The sequence below is a fragment of the Pseudomonas sp. PDM24 genome (assembly GCF_019218905.1).
Classification (GTDB): Bacteria; Pseudomonadota; Gammaproteobacteria; order Pseudomonadales; family Pseudomonadaceae; genus Aquipseudomonas.
This window is the reverse complement of record NZ_JAHUWR010000004.1, coordinates 421035-437485: the sequence shown is the minus strand read 5'-3', so window position 1 is coordinate 437485 and position 16451 is coordinate 421035. Positions and strand designations below refer to the sequence as shown.

Genomic DNA, 16451 nt, shown 5'->3' with positions numbered 1-16451 from the left:
CGTCCGACACAAAACCTGTGGGAGCGTGGCTTGCCCGCGATGAACGATAACGCGGTTTGACTGCTAAACCCCGGCCGCTTTCAACCGCGCCGCATGCTCGACAAACAACCGCACCGGCTCTGCACCCTTGCCCACCAACCCCAGCGATTGGTTGACGATATCGAAGTGATCCATCGGGTATTCATCACCGATCACCGTCCCCAAATGCGAGCTGTAACGCCCGACCATCCCGTCGCAATGCCCCGCCTCACGCACGAAGGTCCTGGCAAACAACCGGCAACTGCGATTGGTCCCGTCGAACAGGTTACACCCGCGATCGGTCTTGCCCGGTTGTAAAGTCCCGGACCAGGAGTAATAACGCACGCCATTGACCATTTCCGGGCCGTGCCCGCCCCAGGCTTCAGGCAGGCCCTGTGGATAACGCTGATTGAACAGCGCCACGCCCGCCGTGGTCAGGGATTGATGCGAAGCCGGGATATCCACCGGCAGTCTCGGCCCGCGATAGCCGGTTTCCAGCAGGCACATCAGCGCGCTGATCAGCCACAGTAAAAAGCTCAGGAGCCGGCCCTTGGCGCTGTCAGCCGGATAATGGGTGTGCAGATGGTCCGCCAGCTCCGAGCCGTGATTCGGCCCGGCCACCGAAGTCACCGAAGCCACCTGGTCCGGGCGTTTTGCCGCAGCGTAACGGGCGGTCAGCGAGCCCTGGCTGTGGCCGATCAGGTTGACTTTCTCGGCCCCGGTTTCACGCAAAATCTCCTCGATCCGTGCCAATAATTGTTCGCCGCGCACCTCAGTGGAGTTGAGCGGCGAGACCTGCACCGCGATGACGGTCGCCCCATCCCGGCGCAGCGCCGAAATGATTCCGTACCAATAGGGATAGAACAACAAGCGGATAAACCCGAGCATCCCCGGGACCAATACCAACGGGTAACGCGTGGCGGAACCTTGCGACATGGATGAACATCCTTGTGATCGGTGAGATGAAGCAAGGCTGGATGCAAGGCGTCAGCCAAGCATCGTCACCCAAGATGACAACTCAACGACCAGTCTATGACATCGCTTACTTCAACCCCACCACGCCCGCCACGATCAGCCCGACCGACACCAGCTTGAGCGCGGTCAGGCTTTCGCCAAGCAGCGCAAAGCCGAGAAACACCGTGCCCAGTGAGCCGATGGCGGTCCAGATCGGGTAGGCGATGCTCACCGGCAATTCGCGCATGGCCAGGGTCAGAAAGTAAATCCCGCCCACCGCCGCCACCACCGTAATCACCGAGGGCCAGAGCCGGGTGAAGCCTTCGGCGTACTTCATGCCCATGGCGAAGGTGACTTCGAACCCGGCGGCGATCAGCAAGAACAACCAGGCCATCTAGAACGCCCTGGCCAGCGCCAGCAAACGCTGCTCGGCCTCGGCCACGGACACCTGGAAGGTGCGTTCGGCGGACTCTTCGCCCTCGGCGGCAACGACCGTGACGTCGGTGATGCCAATGAACCCCAACGCGGTGCGCAAAAACGGGTCGGCATGGTTCATCGCTTCAAGTTCACCGCCGGGGCCGAAGCCGAACCCGCCGCGACTGGTGACGATCAACGCCTTTTTGCCCTGCACCAGAGGTTCGTACTGCGCGATGCCGTTGTCCAGGGTGTGATTGAACGTCAGCCCGAGCCGCACAATCTGGTCGATCCAGGCCTTGAGGCCGCTGGGCACGCTGAAGTTGTACATCGGGGTGGAAATCACCAACAGATCGTGGCCGAGCAACTCCCCCACCAATTCATCGCTGAGTGCCAGGTCGGCCTGCATCGACAGCGGTCGTGCGTCAGGCTCGGGATGAAAAGCGGCTGCCACAAACGCTTCGTTGACGGCCGGAATCAACGCCCGACCGACTTCACGGCGGGTCAATTGCGACTGTGGGTTGCGGACCTGCCAGGCCGAAAGAAACACCTCGGCCAGACGCCGCGAATGAGAACGTTCGCCACGGGGGCTGGCGTGAATGGCAAGAATTCTGCTCATCTGAATCTCCTTGAAGGGCTAAACTGAAACGGCTTGTGGTTGCAGCTTGAAGCGCGTGACCGTCTATCTTCAAATGAACAAAAATCAGTCTGGATGAATCCATTTCATCCATGGAGTTTTAAGATGTTTGCCTCGTTGCCGCTGACCGCCCTACGCGCCTTCGAATCCGCCTCGCGCCTGTTGAGCTTCAAGGCCGCCGCCGAAGAGCTCTCGGTGACGCCGACGGCGGTTTCCCATCAGATCCGCTCCCTGGAAAACTGGCTCGGCGTGCCGTTGTTCGAGCGACTGCCACGGCAGGTGCGCCTCACCGAGTGCGGCGAACGGCTGTTCCGCAGTCTGCACGGCGCCCTGCTGGAAGTGGCGCAAAGCGTCGATACCTTGCGCCCGCAACGCAGCGGCACGAACCTGACGATTTCCACCACAGCCGCGTTCGCCGCCCTCTGGCTGGTACCGCGGCTGGGACGTTTTTACGCCCGCCATCCAAACATCAGCCTGCGCCTGGACACTCACTGTGAAGTGATCGATTTACATCAGGACGCCAGCGTCGATCTGGCGCTGCGTTACAGCCTCGACGATTACCCGAACCTGTATGGTTTGTGCCTGTTCGACGAATCCTTCGGGGTCTATGGCTCGCCTGAACAAGTGGCCCTGGCGCCCAGTCGGGTACCGACCCTGATCAGCGTGCATTGGCACAACTCCAAGCTGTACGCCCATGGCTGGGAGGCCTGGTGTGCACGATCCGGCGAAACCTGGCTGACCGAACAACCGGCGGTGCGTGAGTACGACGAAGAGCATTACGCCCTGCAAGCTGCCATCGCCGGACAAGGCCTGGTGCTGGCAAGCAACATTCTGGTGTCGGAAAGTGTGGCCAGCGGTTTGCTGCTGCCTTATCGAGGGGATATTCAGGTCGACGGGGCCGGATACAGCGCACTGTGCGTACCGGGCCGCGAACGGCATCCGCCGGTGCGGGCGTTTTTTGCGTGGTTGCAGGAGGAGGCCAGGTTGTCTGGTCTATTGCCAAGATCGCAGCCTGAGGCAGCGCCTACCAGAGCGCCTTCGCGAGCAAGCCCGCTCCCACATTAGACCGCGTTGCCTGTCTGAACGCGGTCTAATGTGGGAGCGGGCTTGCTCGCGAAGGCGTCATCGCAGACACCCAATTACTTGGTGGGCTTGACCGTCACCGGCGCCTTCCCGGCCTTCATCTGCTCCAGCAACGGCGCACACTGATTCGGCTCACCACCGCTGGGCGCTATCAGCGCCAGCAAGCCCGCCGCCGGCGCGGCAATCACACCCAGCGCAACCATTCCGGCCCCGCGCAGCATTAACGGCACCGGTTTCACGCCCGCATCCGGCTTGATGAACTTGCCCCGCACATACAGCGGCGAACGCAGCGAAATCAAACGCCAGCCCTTGGATTCCGGGGAGATAGTCAGGTCCAGTTGCTCGGTCGCCATGTTCGCCGTGCCGTCGACATAGACGATTGCATTCTCGGTATCGAAGACGAACAGCCGCGTGGTCGCCAGACCGGCCTTGATCTCGAAATCGGCCGCCGCGCAGTTGATCTTCACTTCCTTGTCGCCAAAGATCTTGCCCACTACATAGTTGCCGACGTTGAGCCCCGCCAACTCCATCAACTCACGACTGATCGCGCCGTCATTGATCAGCATCTTCAAATTGCCGTCGGCAGTGCCCAGCAGTTTGGCTACCGAGTTGCCCCGACCGACAAGATCGGCGTCGCCATTAAGCTCACCGAAACTGGTTTTCATCCGCTCCAGGGTGGGGAACAGCTGCTTGAGCTTGAACTTGCGCGCGGTCAGTTTGGCCCGGCCTTCCAAAGGCTCGGTGCGTCCGTCCAGACGAATCTGCGCATCCAGATTGCCACCGGCCACGCCGAAACGCAGGGGCTCGAGGCTGAGCACACCATCGGTCAGCACCACGTGGGTATAGAGATCGTTGAACGGCAGTTTTGCGCTGTGGACGATGCGTTTGCCGGTGAATTCCACATCAGCGTCCATGTCGCGCCAACGTTCAGTCCTGAACTCCTCGACCGGTAGCAGCTTGTCCGCCGGCTGCTTGCTTTCGCCGCCGCGGGCCTCTTGCCTGGCGTTGGAATCGGCACCGATCAATGGGGCCAGGTCGGTAAACAGCAGTTGATTGGACTCCAGCGCCCCGCTGAGTTTGGGCCTCGGCTGGCTCGCCACGTAGGTCAGGTTGCCATGGATGTCGCTCTCGCCGATCTTGCCGTTGAACGCCTCATAGCGGTACACCGCCCCGCCCGGCTCATGCAGCTTGGCAATCAAGTGCCCGTCGGTGGCGTAAGGCGGAGTATCCGGCAGGGTCACGCCGATCAGTGGATAGAGATTACCCAGGCTGGCACCGGCCAGTTTCAGGCGCAGATCCAGGGCACCGAGGTGCAATGGATCGGTGAGCGTACCGGCCAGCTCGACGCTGGTGTCGGCGACCTTCATTTGCGCCTGAAGCGGAAACGGCCTGGAGGCGTCCTGTAAAGCCAGCAAACCGCCGGTCTTGCCCTCGCCCGCGAGATTCTGACCGTGGTATTGGCCTTTGACCTTCAATGCGAAGGCGTAATCCTGCGGCGAACCACCCTTTTCAACCGCTTTTTTTGCTGCCTTGTCTCCGACTATGTCGCTGAATGGAATCGGCTTGCCCAACGGATCGACAAGCAGATCAAGCTGAGTCTTCAGCTTCTGGTCGTCGAGCGTGACGTGGCCCTTGTCGAAGCCGATGGCCCCGATGTCCAGCACCCAGTTCGAAGGCTCGGCGTTTGGGTCTTTGGGGTCGAACTTGAACGTCCAGTTGGCGCGACCGTCGGGCAGACGTTGCAGATTCGCATTGGGTTCGCTCAGGTCGATACGCGGGATCACCACCCGCTGCACCAACAAGGCCAGCGGCGAAATGCGCAGCTCAACGCGTTTGAGGGTGGCCATCTGCGGTTGTTTCGACCAGTCCGTATTGCCCAGGGTCAGGTCCTCAGCCACCACATGCGGCCACGGCACCCAGGCCCGCCAGCCGCCCTCGTCAGTCTGGCGCTGCCAGATCACCGCAAGATTGCCATTGATGGCGAACGGACGATGCAGTTCTTCGGACACTTTGGCGTTCAGGGGCGGCTTGATCCGGTTCCAATCGAAGAACGCAATGATCAATACCAGGACGGCCAGCAGGACAACAAGGCTGGCGAAAGTCCAGGCGAGAATTTTACGAGTGCGCGTCATTGCACAGGGCTCCTGAATACGACTGAGCGTCCCGACAGCGACGCACTGATGAAACGTTAGGCCAGAACCGGCCTGCCATGAAATCTAGGACTGGGAAATGGCGCGCAGGTTTAACCGAATAGGCACTTAACACTCAAATAATCGGCCGGGGACATCCTGCCCCCTCATCCGGCGTTACCGCACCCGCACTTTTGCGAAGCGAGAGTGGGTCGAAAACACCCACCTCAGTGCAAAAAAGCTCGCCGGAAACAACCGTTCTAGAGCGCTGCGGTCGAACAATCAATTCTGTTGATTATTACCATTGCGGTTATGAACTTTTATATCGATTTCTCGAGAGTAGCATTGCCCTCGTACCCACTTTATCGCCCTCCCAAGGAGCAACCCATCATGAAACGCGAATTACTGCTTAGCCTGACCCTCTCGATGTTAGCCAGCACTGCTTTTGCTTTGCCGGCCGCTGATCAGGCCACTCCACAAGTCAAAGAAAGCCGCTCGGTGTTCAGCCAGACCGTTGCCGCCGATGGTTCCGACCGCACACCACAGGGCCAGACCCTGGCCGAAGGTGGCAATGATCGCCTGAAAGAAAAAGGCCTGATCACTCAAGATGGCTCGGATCGTACTCCACAAGGCCAAACTCTGGCCGCTGACGGTTCCGACCGCACTCCACAAGGCCAGACCCTGGCTGCCGACGGTTCCAGCCGCACTCCACAAGGCCAGACCCTGGCTGCCGACGGTTCCAGCCGCACTCCACAAGGCCAAACCCTGGCTGCTGACGGTTCCGATCGCACTCCACAGGGTCAAACCCTGGCTGAAGGTGGTGGTGACCGTGTGATCGAACGCAACAGCGCTGTGAGCTAAGCCCATGGCGGCCCCGAAAAAAAGCCCAATCCCCGGATTGGGCTTTTGACTTTATAGACGCTGCATTTCCCCGCGTGATCTCCCGATAGTCGTTCGACGCCAGCGAAGCCGATTTGCTAGAGTGCGCCGCTGTCTTGTCCAGAAAACACCCTTGCGATGCTGCCCCGCGCCGAACAGAAACAACAGACCCGCAACGCCCTGATGGACGCTGCCCGCCACTTGATGGAAAGCGGCCGAGGATTCGGCAGCCTGAGCCTGCGCGAAGTGACCAGAACCGCCGGGATCGTACCCACCGGTTTCTACCGGCATTTCGCCGACATGGATGAACTGGGCCTGGTGCTGGTGAGCGAAGTCGGTCAGACCTTCCGTGAAACCATCCGCCTGGTGCGCCATAACGAGTTCGTCATGGGCGGCATCATCGATGCCTCGGTACGGATCTTTCTCGACGTGGTCACGGCCAATCGCTCCCAGTTCCTGTTTCTTGCCCGCGAGCAGTACGGCGGCTCATTGCCAGTGCGCCAGGCCATTGGCCGCTTGCGCGAAGACATCAGCTCGGACCTGGCGGCGGACTTGTCGCTGATGCCGAAACTGCAGCATCTGGACATCGCAGGCTTGAGCGTCATGGCTGATCTGATCGTCAAAAGCGTGTTCGCCACCTTGCCGGACATCATCGATCCACCGGCTCAGGCGTTGCCGGAGCATCTGACACCTCAGGCGAAAATCACTCAGCAGCTGCGGTTTATCTTTATTGGCCTCAAGCACTGGCAGGGATTGGGCAGCACCGAGTAATCCCTGTGGGAGCGGGCTTGCTCGCGAAAGCGTCGGTACATCCAGCATCCATGTGACTGGAAGACTGCCTTCGCGAGCAAGCCCGCTCCCACATGGACCCTCTACTTCGCTGCAATTTGGTGCGCTCAACAATAATTCGCACCAAGTTAATCCAGCTTCCCGCCCTCCCACTCCGCCCCGACAGGCATTTCCTACGCTTCCCCCGATTGGCAAGCCCCTTGCTCTATCCCTGAGCATTGTCCATTGCTGGAAGCCTTCCGATGCTGGTGATTCATCGCAGAATCGACCCTCAACCCGTCTGGGCCGCCGAGTTGCACCTGACCTTCGAAGCCCGGAGCAAAAGCCGCTTGCGCTGTTTCAGTGCCGAGGGTGAAGACGTCGGGTTGTTTTTGGAGCGCGGCCAGCCGCCACTGTATGACGGTGAATGCCTGCAAGCCGAAGACGGGCGCGTGGTTCGCGTCTGTGCTCGCCCCGAACAACTGCTGCACGTCACCTGCGTCAACGCTTTCGAACTGACCCGCGCCGCCTATCACCTGGGCAACCGCCATGTGGCCCTGCAGGTCGGCGATGGCTGGTTGCGCCTGCTCGACGATTACGTACTCAAGGCCATGCTCGAGCAACTGGGCGCCAACGCCGAGAACATCGAAGCGCCATTCCAGCCGGAACATGGTGCCTACGGCGGCGGCCATCACCATTCACGGCATGGGGACGAGGATTTCAACTACCCGCCGAAACTGCACCAGTTCGGCGTGCGCTTATGAACCCGGCCTGGGCGCTGCTGCGTCTGGCCAGCCCGCAGCTGCCGATTGGCGGATACAGCTATTCCCAGGGTTTGGAGATGGCTGTGGATAACGGCCGCGTGGACGATCCCGACAGCGCGCATCGCTGGATCAGCGATCAGTTGCTGCTGAACCTGGCGCGTTTTGAAGCGCCGCTACTGCTCGCCCATTGCACTGCTGCGGCCGAAGAAAACTGGGCCGAACTGCTGCAACGCTGCGAAGAACATCGCGCCAGCCGGGAAACCCGTGAGCTGCATCAGGAAAGCCGGCAGATGGGCTATTCACTGAAGCAACTGCTCAACGGTTTACCGGAACTGGATGCGCCGGCCCGGGCCTTTCTCGACCAATGCCCTGAACCACACCTGGCCCTTGGCTGGGCGCTGGCGGCCCGCGCCTGGCAGATCAGCCCACAAGATGCGCTGGCCGCCTGGCTCTGGAGCTGGCTGGAAAACCAATTGGCCGTGTTGATGAAAACCCTGCCTCTGGGCCAGCAAGCCGCGCAGCGCCTGACCAGTGAACTGCTGCCGCTGCTGCAACAGGCGCAGCAAGACGCCACCCGAATCAACCCCGAACACTCTGGCAGCGCCGCTTTCGGCCTGTCCCTGGCGTGCATGGCCCATGAGCGCCAGTACAGCCGTCTGTTCCGTTCCTAGGGCCTTTTATTTTGGAGAACCACATGAACACACAACCTCTGCGCGTCGGCATTGGCGGCCCGGTCGGTTCCGGCAAAACCGCCCTGACCCTGGCCCTGTGCCTGGCCCTGCGCGACCGCTACAACCTGGCCGTTGTCACCAACGACATCTACACCCGCGAAGACGCTGACTTCCTGGTGCGCAACGAAGCGCTGGCGCCCGAGCGGATCATCGGTGTGGAGACCGGCGGCTGCCCGCACACCGCGATCCGCGAAGACGCCTCGATCAACCTCGAAGCCGTGGATCAACTGAACCGGCGCTTCCCGGGGCTGGACCTGATCCTGGTGGAGTCCGGCGGTGACAACCTTTCGGCGACCTTCAGCCCGGAACTGTCCGACCTGACCATTTACGTGATCGACGTCTCGGCCGGCGACAAGCTGCCGCGCAAGGGCGGGCCGGGGATCTGCAAATCCGATTTGCTGGTGATCAACAAGATCGACCTCGCGCCGCTGGTAGGCGCCTCGCTAGAGCTGATGGACAGCGACACCCAACGCATGCGCAACGGCAAACCGTTCGTCTTCAGCAACCAGAAAACCGGCCAGGGTCTGGAAGCGATCATCGCCTTCATCGAACGCCAGGGCTTGCTGACTGCGGCCTGATCACATTTATCAACAAGGAAGCTTATCCATGACACTGAAACGCATTCTGGGCGCCATGGCCCTGCTGCTGACCCCGGCCATCGCATTCGCGCATCCTGGGCACGGCGACAATGGCTTGGTCGCCGGCATCAGCCACCCGATTGGTGGTCTCGATCATTTGTTGGCGATGGTTGCCGTAGGGTTGTGGGCTGCGCAGCAGAAAGGTTCTGCACGCTGGGCACTGCCCTGCACATTCGTGGGCACTATGCTGATCGGCGGGCTGCTGGGCTTTGAAGGGTTGAACCTGCCGGCGCTGGAGGGCGGGATTGCGGCATCGGTATTGGCGTTGGGCTTGGCAGTGGCTTTGGCGGTGCGTCCGCCGCTGAGCGTGGCGGTGGGTGCGACTGCGTTGTTCGCACTGTTTCATGGCGTGGCGCATGGTCTGGAGCTGCCGGACATGTCGAGCCCTTGGGCGTATGCGGCTGGGTTTGTGGTGGCGACGGCAGCTTTACATGCAGCGGGATATGCGATGGTTCGCGTCTTGCCTCAGGCCGCCGCACCACTGGTCCGGTTGGCGGGTGCGGCTTCGGCGGCGACTGGGGTGTGGTTGCTGGCGGGTTGATTTCTTTATCGTCTGTTATGGCCTCTTCGCGGGCAAGCCTCGCTCCTACAGGAATTGTGGTCGGATTACGTACGACGAATAACCTGTAGGAGCGAGGCTTGCCCGCGAAGGCGGCCTGACAGACACCGCGTCTCTCAGGCCTGCTAACATGTCGCGCAATTAACCCTGCCGTGACGACGCCAGCCAATGCCGCATGTTTCCCGCTCCGCTTCCCAGCCTGAATTGACCGCCCTGTTCGCCTCGGTGCAACAGCACTTCCAGGACGTGATCGTGCCGCTCTGGCAAGGCCCCGGCTGGAACGCCGACATGGCATTACCTTATGAAGCGCTGGACGCCGAGCATCAGCCGCTGCCACCGCAGCGCTATCGGGCCATGGCTTGCGCGCGGCAGCTGTACCTGTTTTCCAGCCTGATCGGCCAAGTGCCTCAGGCCGAAGAGCGTGCGGCGGCGCTGTTCCGCTCCTTGCAACAGCATTTCCACGATGCCGAGCATGGCGGCTGGTTCTACAGCATCGACCCGCAAGGTGAGCCGCTGGATCAGCGCAAAGACCTCTACACCCACGCCTTCATCCTGTTCGCCTGCGCCCATTATTGGGACAAGGTTCGCGAACCGCTGGTGGAGTCGGTACTCAACGCCACGCTGGAAGTGTTGGCGCAGCGCTTCGCCACAGGCGACGGCCTGTACGAAGCCAGCCTGGACCGTGATTGGTCCTCGCTCAACGCCGGGCCGCTGCAGAATCCATTGATGCATTTGGCCGAAGCCTTTCTCGCCATCCTTTCGGTGCGCGAGGACGTTGCTGTGCAGAGTGCGCTTGTCGAGTTATGCACAGCCATGCAAAAGCGCTTCATCGATCCGCAACACGCGGTATTGATGGAGAAGCCGCTGGGCGCTGTGGATAACTGGTTCGAGCCAGGCCATCAGTTCGAATGGTATTTCCTGCTGGAGTCCTCACCCTTGCTGCGCGGCTCCAAATTGCATGCCTCGCTGGACCACGCCTTTACGTTTACCGAGCAACGGGGCGTGGATCAACAGACGGGTGCCGTACGCGCGATGCTTGAACTGGACGACCATCCTCGTGATGCGACCCAACGCATCTGGGCCCAGGCTGAATACCTGCGCGCCCTGACCTTGCGCCCGGGCAGCGAAGCCTCTGTGCAGCGCCAATTGCAGGCGCTGCAACAGCGCTTTTTGCATGCGGGCGGCTGGTATGAGTGTCGCGATGAGCAGGGCCAAGTGAGCCGCAAGGACATGCCTTCGACTACGCCTTATCACTTGGCGACCTGCTATCGCGGGTTGGCCGAGTATTTGCGCTGACTGAGAGATTGCTTTCGCGGGCAAGCCTCGCTCCTACAGCTCATGTGTCGTTCGTAGAATCATGATTCAACACAAAACCTGTAGGAGCGAGGCTTGCCCGCGAACAGCCGTTACTCGGCCTTACGCCTTACGCTCAATCGCAAACCCGCTCCAGGTCTGGCTCACCGGCATCAGCTCAAGGCTGTTGATGTTGATGTGGGCCGGTGCGTTGAGCACCCAGAAAATGGTCTCGGCGATGTCTTGCGGCTGGATCGGCTCGGCACCGGCGTAAGTGGCGTTGTAACGCTCCTGGTCACCGGCGAAACGCACCAGCGAGAACTCGCTCTCGCACAGGCCCGGCTCGATGTTGCTGACCCGCACGCCAGTCCCTTGCAGGTCGCAACGCAGGTTCAGGGAGAACTGTTTGACGAACGCCTTGCTCGCGCCATACACATGGCTGCCCGGGTACGGGTAGTTGCCGGCGATGGAACCGAGGTTGACGATGCTGGCGCCACGACCGTGAGCGATCAAACGCGGCAACAACAGGCGAGTGCTGTACATCAGGCCTTTGATATTGGTGTCGACCATGGTGTCCCAATCATCAAGATCGCACTTGGGAGCCGGGTCCACGCCCAAGGCCAGGCCGGCGTTGTTGATCAGCCCGCGCAGCTTGGCGAAGGACGGCGGCAGGTTGGCAATCGCTTGCTCCATGGCCTTGCGATCCCGTACGTCGAGCACCAGGCCATGAACCTCGGTCTGCTTCGACAACTCGGCGCACAGGGTATTGAGGCGCTCTTCACGACGACCTGTCAGCACCAGTTTCCAGCCGGCTTCGGCAAAACGACGGGCGCAGGCTTCACCAAAACCGGAAGTCGCGCCGGTAATAAACAGGGTGTTGGACATCGTGTTCTCCTTGCTTCGGCTGATCGACAGCCCTTGGAATAGAAAATCAGTTGCCAGCATGCCCGGCCTTGTCCACAGCGGCAACCATCGCAAAAACCGTACAAAAAACAATCAACACCGGCAACGCCATATGGGCTGTGGCTTGCAGCCATGTACGCGCACCTTATCCACAGGCCGGTCCACAGTTTCCGGGGGCAAGTGCAAAAGCTGCAAGCCGCTGCCTATAAGGCTTTGCGGGCAGATTAGAAAGTTTTTTGCTTGACCCTCAGGTGCCTGCTGTGTAGCCCCGGGCAATTTGCACGACCGGGCGGTCAAACCGACGATGGCTCCAAGCCAGTAACTACGGCCCTCAGCCGACTATTTCCAGAGTTTAACCACAGACTTATCCACAGGCTTGTCCACCTCGTTTCATACCGTTTTTGCTTCTAACAAAAAGGTTGACAAAGCCGGCTCGAGGTCCAGCAAAAACACCTGATCAAAAAACAATCACATCGCTGCAAGCCACGGATTCAAAGGCTTGCAGCCAGCTACTCCCACGTTATTCACAGCCAGCTCCACAGCAAACGGGGACAAGTCAAAACCGTGATAAAACAGCAATTTGCAGCGGCTTTATGTCGCGCTTTGAGAGGTCGTGAATATTGTTTTCCACAATTTCCAAAAAAAAAACCACCCTCCTTGTGGGAGCGGGCTTGCTCGCGAAAGCGGTGGCACATTCAGCACCAAAGCGACTGGAACGCCGCCTTCGCGAGCAAGCCCGCTCCCACAGGGTTTGTAGTGTTTTATAGATAAGAAAAAGCCCCGACGATTGCTCGCCAGGGCTCGTTGTAGCAACGGAGAAATCAGTGGCCGCCGAGATAGGCGTTACGCACCTCATCGTTCACCAGCAGCTCCTTGCCGGTGCCGCTGAGGCGGATCTCGCCGTTGACCATCACGTACGCCCGGTCCGACAACTTGAGGGCGTGGTTGGCGTTCTGCTCCACCAGGAAGATGGTCATGCCAGTGCTGGCCAGTTCCCGCAGGGTCGCGAAGATCTGTTTCACCACGATCGGCGCCAGCCCCAGGCTCGGCTCATCGAGCAGCAACAGCTTTGGCCGGCTCATGAGCGCCCGGGCGATGGCGAGCATTTGTTGCTCGCCGCCCGACATGGTCATGGCGCGTTGGGTCCGCCGCTCTTCGAGCCGTGGAAACAACTCGAACATGCGCTGCATGTCTTCCTTGGCGTACTTGTCACCAATTGGAATCGTACCCATCAACAGGTTTTCCTCGACGGTCATGTCAGGGAATACCCGCCGGCCTTCCGGCGATTGAGCGATACCGTTGGACGCGATGTAGTGGGACGACTTATGGGTGATATCCACACCCTGATAGACGATTTGCCCGTCAGCGGCCCGCGGCTGGCCGAAGATCGACATCAGCAGGGTCGATTTGCCGGCGCCGTTGGAGCCGATCAGGCTGACGGTTTCACCTTCATTGATGTGCAACGATACTTTCTTCAGGGCCTGAATCGGCCCGTAGAACACGTCCAGATCCTTGAGTTCGAGGATGGGTTTACTCATACCACTTCCTCTTCTTCGGCGCCCAGGTAGGCGGCAATCACTTTCGGATCGTGTCGAATCGCTTCAGGCCCGCCCTCGGCAATGACAACGCCGTGGTCCAGTACAACGATGTGGTCGGAAATACTCATTACCATGCCCATGTCGTGTTCGATCAGCACCACGGTCAGATCGTGCTCGTCGCGCAGCAGCCGGATCATCGCGCTCAGCGCTTCGGTTTCCTGAGGGTTGAGGCCGGCGGCCGGTTCGTCGAGGCAGATGATCTGCGGCCGGGTACACATGGCCCGGGCGATCTCCAGACGGCGTTGCTGACCGTAGGACAGCTCACCGGCCAGGCGGTTGGCGCAGTCCACCAGATCCACCACTTCCAGCCAGTAGAACGCATGGTCCAGCGCATCGCTTTCGGCCTTGCGGTATCCCTTGGTGTTGAGGATGCCGGCCAGCATGCCGCGGTTGACCCACATATGCTGGGCCACCAGCAGGTTTTCCAGCACCGACATTTCCCTGAACAGGCGAATGTTCTGGAAAGTCCGCGCCAGACCGGCACGGTTGATCAGGTGCGTACCACCAAACATCTTGTAGCGGAGTCGGTTGATAAAGCTTTTGGGTGAAACGAAATCGACGGCCTTGAACGGTTCCCCGAGCATTTTGATGACGTCGGTTTTCACACCGCGGGTGTTGAGTTCGATATGCCCGCCGGACGCTTTGTAAAACCCGGTCAAGCAGTTGAACACGGTGGTCTTGCCGGCGCCGTTGGGGCCGATCAGGGCGAAGATCGAGTTGCGCTTGACCTTCAGGCTGACATCGCTCAGAGCCTTGATGCCGCCAAAGTGCATCATCAGTTTGTCTACCGAGAGTACGACTTCGCTCATGGCGCTACTCCTTTACGCGGGGTCACACCGGTACGGCTGATCCGAATCAGGCCGCGCGGTCGCCAGATCATCATCAATACCATCAGGATGCCGAACAGCAGCACGCGATACTCAGCGAAGCCGCGCAGCAGTTCCGGGGCTACAGTCAGCACGAACGCCGCAATTACCACGCCGATGGTCGAGCCCATGCCGCCAAGCACCACAATGGCGAGGATCAGCGCCGACTCGAAGAAGGTGAACGAGGTCGGGTTGACGAACCCCTGATAAGTAGCGAAGAACACACCCGCCAGGCCGGCAGTCGATGCGCCGATGGTGAACGCCGACAGCTTGACCAGTACGTGATTCAGACCCATGGAGCGGCAGGCGATTTCGTCTTCACGCAACGCTTCCCACGCCCGGCCGACCGGCATCCGGGTCAAGCGGTGCTTGATATGCAGCACGGCCAGTACCACCAGGAACAACACCGCGTAGATGAAGTAATACTTCACGTCCGGGTTATAGGCGATGCCGAAAAACTCATGGAACGGCACCCCACCCTCTTTCGCCCTTTTGCCGAACTCAAGGCCAAAGAACGTTGGCAACGGAGCCGCCATACCGTTCGGGCCGCCGGTCAGGGACAGCCAGTTATTGAGGATCAACCGGATGATTTCACCGAACCCCAGCGTCACGATCGCCAGATAGTCACCGTGCAGGCGCAGTACTGGAAAACCCAGGATGCAACCGGCTAACCCGGCAGTGATTGCCGCCAGCGGCAGCACCGTCCAGAAACCCAGCCCCAGGTATTGATAACCGAGCGCCAGGCCGTAGGCACCAATGGCGTAGAACGCCACATAACCGAGGTCGAGCAGGCCGGCCAGGCCGACCACGATGTTCAGCCCCAGCCCCAACAGAACGTAGATCAGCCCGAGAATGACCACGCCCAGCAGGTAGGAGTTGGAGAAAAACGGGAACACCACGGCGATGACGATCATCACCGGGATGATCCAGCGCAAGCGGGATTTGTAATCAGGCGGCAGTACATGAACCCCGGAGCCAGTGCTTTCAAAGCCTTCGAGAATTCTCAGGCCCTTGGGGGTTTGCAGGAACAGGCTCAAGGCAAAGCGGCCAGCCATGACGATGGCGACAATCCATGCCACCCGGGTCGCTTCCAGGTTGAAGCCGTAGCCGTCGAGGACCACGCCAACAATCGGGCCGAACACAATCAGGGCCACCAGGCCGGCAAGAATCGCGTCAACCAGGCTTCTTTTGAGATCAATGGTTTTTTTAGTGGTTGAAGACATCGCTTACACCTTCGACACAAGAGGACGGCCGAGCAGGCCTTGGGGCCGAAAGACCAGAACGAGAACGAGCAGCGAGAAGCTGAAAACGTCTTTGTAGTCCGAGTTGACCAAGCCAGAGAACAGCGACTCGGAGATCCCGAGAATGATCCCGCCAAGCATTGCCCCTGGCAGAGAGCCGATCCCGCCAAGTACCGCGGCGGTGAACGCCTTGATGCCAATGATGAAGCCCGCGTAGAAGTCGAATGTGCCGTAGTTCATGGTGATCAGCACGCCGGCCAGGGCCGCCATCGCCGCACCGATGATGAACACGTAGGAAATGACGCGATCGGTGTTGATCCCCAGGATCGAGGCCATCTTGCGGTCTTGCTGGGTGGCGCGGCACATACGGCCGAGCTTGGTGTACTTGATGACGTAGGTCAGCAGGGCCATCCCGACAAACGCTGCGACCAGAATGAAAATCTTAGTGTAGGTAAGCTGGACGAAGCCGGTCCCGACTTCAACTCGCCATGCACCAGTCAGCAGTGTCGGTACGCCTTGTTGACGGGCGCCTTGGGCAATCTGTGCATAGTTTTGCAGGATCAGCGAAATACCGATGGCGCTGATCAGCGGTGCCAGTCGGGTGGAGTTGCGCAGCGGTTTGTAGGCGACGCGCTCGATGACCCAGCCATACACCGCCGTGACGATGATGGTGAATACCAGGGTGCCAAGCATCAGCAGGGGGAAGGATTCAATACCGAAGTATGCCAGCAGAGCCAGACTGATTGCCGCGAGGTAAGCGGAAATCATGTAAACCTCGCCGTGGGCGAAGTTGATCATGCCGATGATGCCATAGACCATTGTGTAGCCGATGGCGATCAGGCCATAGACCGACCCGAGGGTCAGGCCGTTGACCAGTTGCTGCAGGAAAATACCATCCATAACGCAATCTCACGCAGTGAGAACCTGCACACCAGTGATGTGCGATTCTTCTAGGAAAAATACAGATTTACGTCGG

Annotated in this window: 17 protein-coding genes; 8 read left to right on the top strand and 9 right to left on the bottom strand. The window is 60.0% G+C overall.

The annotated features are described in order from the left end of the window. Window positions 1–63: 63 nt before the first annotated feature. From KW837_RS16490 to KW837_RS16480, 3 genes are all read right to left on the bottom strand, one after another. On the bottom strand, window positions 64–954 hold the full coding sequence (locus KW837_RS16490) for a triacylglycerol lipase (RefSeq protein WP_218397240.1): 891 nt from the start codon (window positions 952–954) through the stop codon (window positions 64–66). Window positions 955–1060: 106 nt separating this feature from the next. Beyond that, window positions 1061–1366: a multidrug efflux SMR transporter gene (locus tag KW837_RS16485; RefSeq protein ID WP_007903452.1), complete on the bottom strand. Its 306-nt coding sequence runs from the start codon at window positions 1364–1366 to the stop codon at window positions 1061–1063. Next, a complete protein-coding gene (locus tag KW837_RS16480; protein ID WP_218397238.1) occupies window positions 1367–2005 on the bottom strand; it encodes an FMN-dependent NADH-azoreductase in 639 nt (212 codons plus the stop codon). Between the two features lie 123 nt (window positions 2006–2128). Between KW837_RS16480 and KW837_RS16475 the strand changes: the two genes are divergently transcribed. Further along, the gene (locus KW837_RS16475; protein WP_218397236.1) at window positions 2129–3088 is read left to right on the top strand and encodes a LysR substrate-binding domain-containing protein; all 960 of its coding nucleotides are present in this window, start codon (window positions 2129–2131) and stop codon (window positions 3086–3088) included. Window positions 3089–3162: 74 nt separating this feature from the next. On the opposite strand, the gene KW837_RS16470 is transcribed toward KW837_RS16475, so the two are convergent. Then, a complete protein-coding gene (locus KW837_RS16470; RefSeq protein WP_218397234.1) occupies window positions 3163–5238 on the bottom strand; it encodes an AsmA family protein in 2076 nt (691 codons plus the stop codon). A 387-nt stretch (window positions 5239–5625) separates the two neighbouring features. Here KW837_RS16470 and KW837_RS16465 point away from each other — a divergent pair, with 387 nt between their 5' ends. The 7 genes from KW837_RS16465 (at window position 5626) to KW837_RS16435 (ending at window position 10870) form a co-directional block, all read left to right on the top strand. Then, window positions 5626–6096: a hypothetical protein gene (locus KW837_RS16465; RefSeq protein ID WP_218397232.1), complete on the top strand. Its 471-nt coding sequence runs from the start codon at window positions 5626–5628 to the stop codon at window positions 6094–6096. A 156-nt stretch (window positions 6097–6252) separates the two neighbouring features. Further along, window positions 6253–6885: a TetR family transcriptional regulator gene (locus KW837_RS16460; RefSeq protein ID WP_123499794.1), complete on the top strand. Its 633-nt coding sequence runs from the start codon at window positions 6253–6255 to the stop codon at window positions 6883–6885. A 260-nt stretch (window positions 6886–7145) separates the two neighbouring features. Then, entirely contained in the window at window positions 7146–7646 is a 501-nt protein-coding gene (ureE, locus tag KW837_RS16455) for an urease accessory protein UreE (protein ID WP_218397230.1), read from the top strand. Then, on the top strand, window positions 7643–8317 hold the full coding sequence (locus tag KW837_RS16450; RefSeq protein ID WP_218397228.1) for an urease accessory protein UreF: 675 nt from the start codon (window positions 7643–7645) through the stop codon (window positions 8315–8317). The genes ureE and KW837_RS16450 overlap by 4 nt, the downstream gene beginning before the upstream one ends. Window positions 8318–8340: 23 nt before the next feature. After that, window positions 8341–8955: an urease accessory protein UreG gene (gene ureG / locus KW837_RS16445; protein ID WP_007902730.1), complete on the top strand. Its 615-nt coding sequence runs from the start codon at window positions 8341–8343 to the stop codon at window positions 8953–8955. Window positions 8956–8983: 28 nt separating this feature from the next. Next, a complete protein-coding gene (locus KW837_RS16440; RefSeq protein WP_218397227.1) occupies window positions 8984–9556 on the top strand; it encodes a HupE/UreJ family protein in 573 nt (190 codons plus the stop codon). Between the two features lie 186 nt (window positions 9557–9742). After that, complete coding sequence (locus tag KW837_RS16435) at window positions 9743–10870, top strand: AGE family epimerase/isomerase (protein WP_218397225.1); 1128 nt, start codon at window positions 9743–9745, stop codon at window positions 10868–10870. A 120-nt stretch (window positions 10871–10990) separates the two neighbouring features. Here KW837_RS16435 and KW837_RS16430 read toward each other — a convergent pair whose 3' ends face one another. The 5 genes from KW837_RS16430 to KW837_RS16410 all read right to left on the bottom strand — a co-directional run bounded on the left by KW837_RS16430 (window position 10991) and on the right by KW837_RS16410 (window position 16375). Further along, complete coding sequence (locus KW837_RS16430; protein ID WP_218397223.1) at window positions 10991–11752, bottom strand: SDR family oxidoreductase; 762 nt, start codon at window positions 11750–11752, stop codon at window positions 10991–10993. An 839-nt stretch (window positions 11753–12591) separates the two neighbouring features. Beyond that, complete coding sequence (locus tag KW837_RS16425) at window positions 12592–13308, bottom strand: ABC transporter ATP-binding protein (RefSeq protein WP_007902726.1); 717 nt, start codon at window positions 13306–13308, stop codon at window positions 12592–12594. Then, window positions 13305–14177, bottom strand: coding sequence for an ABC transporter ATP-binding protein (locus tag KW837_RS16420; protein ID WP_008009771.1), 873 nt, complete (start codon window positions 14175–14177; stop codon window positions 13305–13307). The genes KW837_RS16425 and KW837_RS16420 overlap by 4 nt, the downstream gene beginning before the upstream one ends. Further along, the gene (gene livM / locus KW837_RS16415; protein ID WP_008009773.1) at window positions 14174–15457 is read right to left on the bottom strand and encodes a high-affinity branched-chain amino acid ABC transporter permease LivM; all 1284 of its coding nucleotides are present in this window, start codon (window positions 15455–15457) and stop codon (window positions 14174–14176) included. The genes KW837_RS16420 and livM overlap by 4 nt, the downstream gene beginning before the upstream one ends. Window positions 15458–15460: 3 nt before the next feature. Further along, window positions 15461–16375 (bottom strand): branched-chain amino acid ABC transporter permease LivH, encoded by a 915-nt coding sequence (locus KW837_RS16410; RefSeq protein ID WP_192345939.1) that lies wholly within the window; start codon window positions 16373–16375, stop codon window positions 15461–15463. Window positions 16376–16451 lie beyond the last annotated feature (76 nt).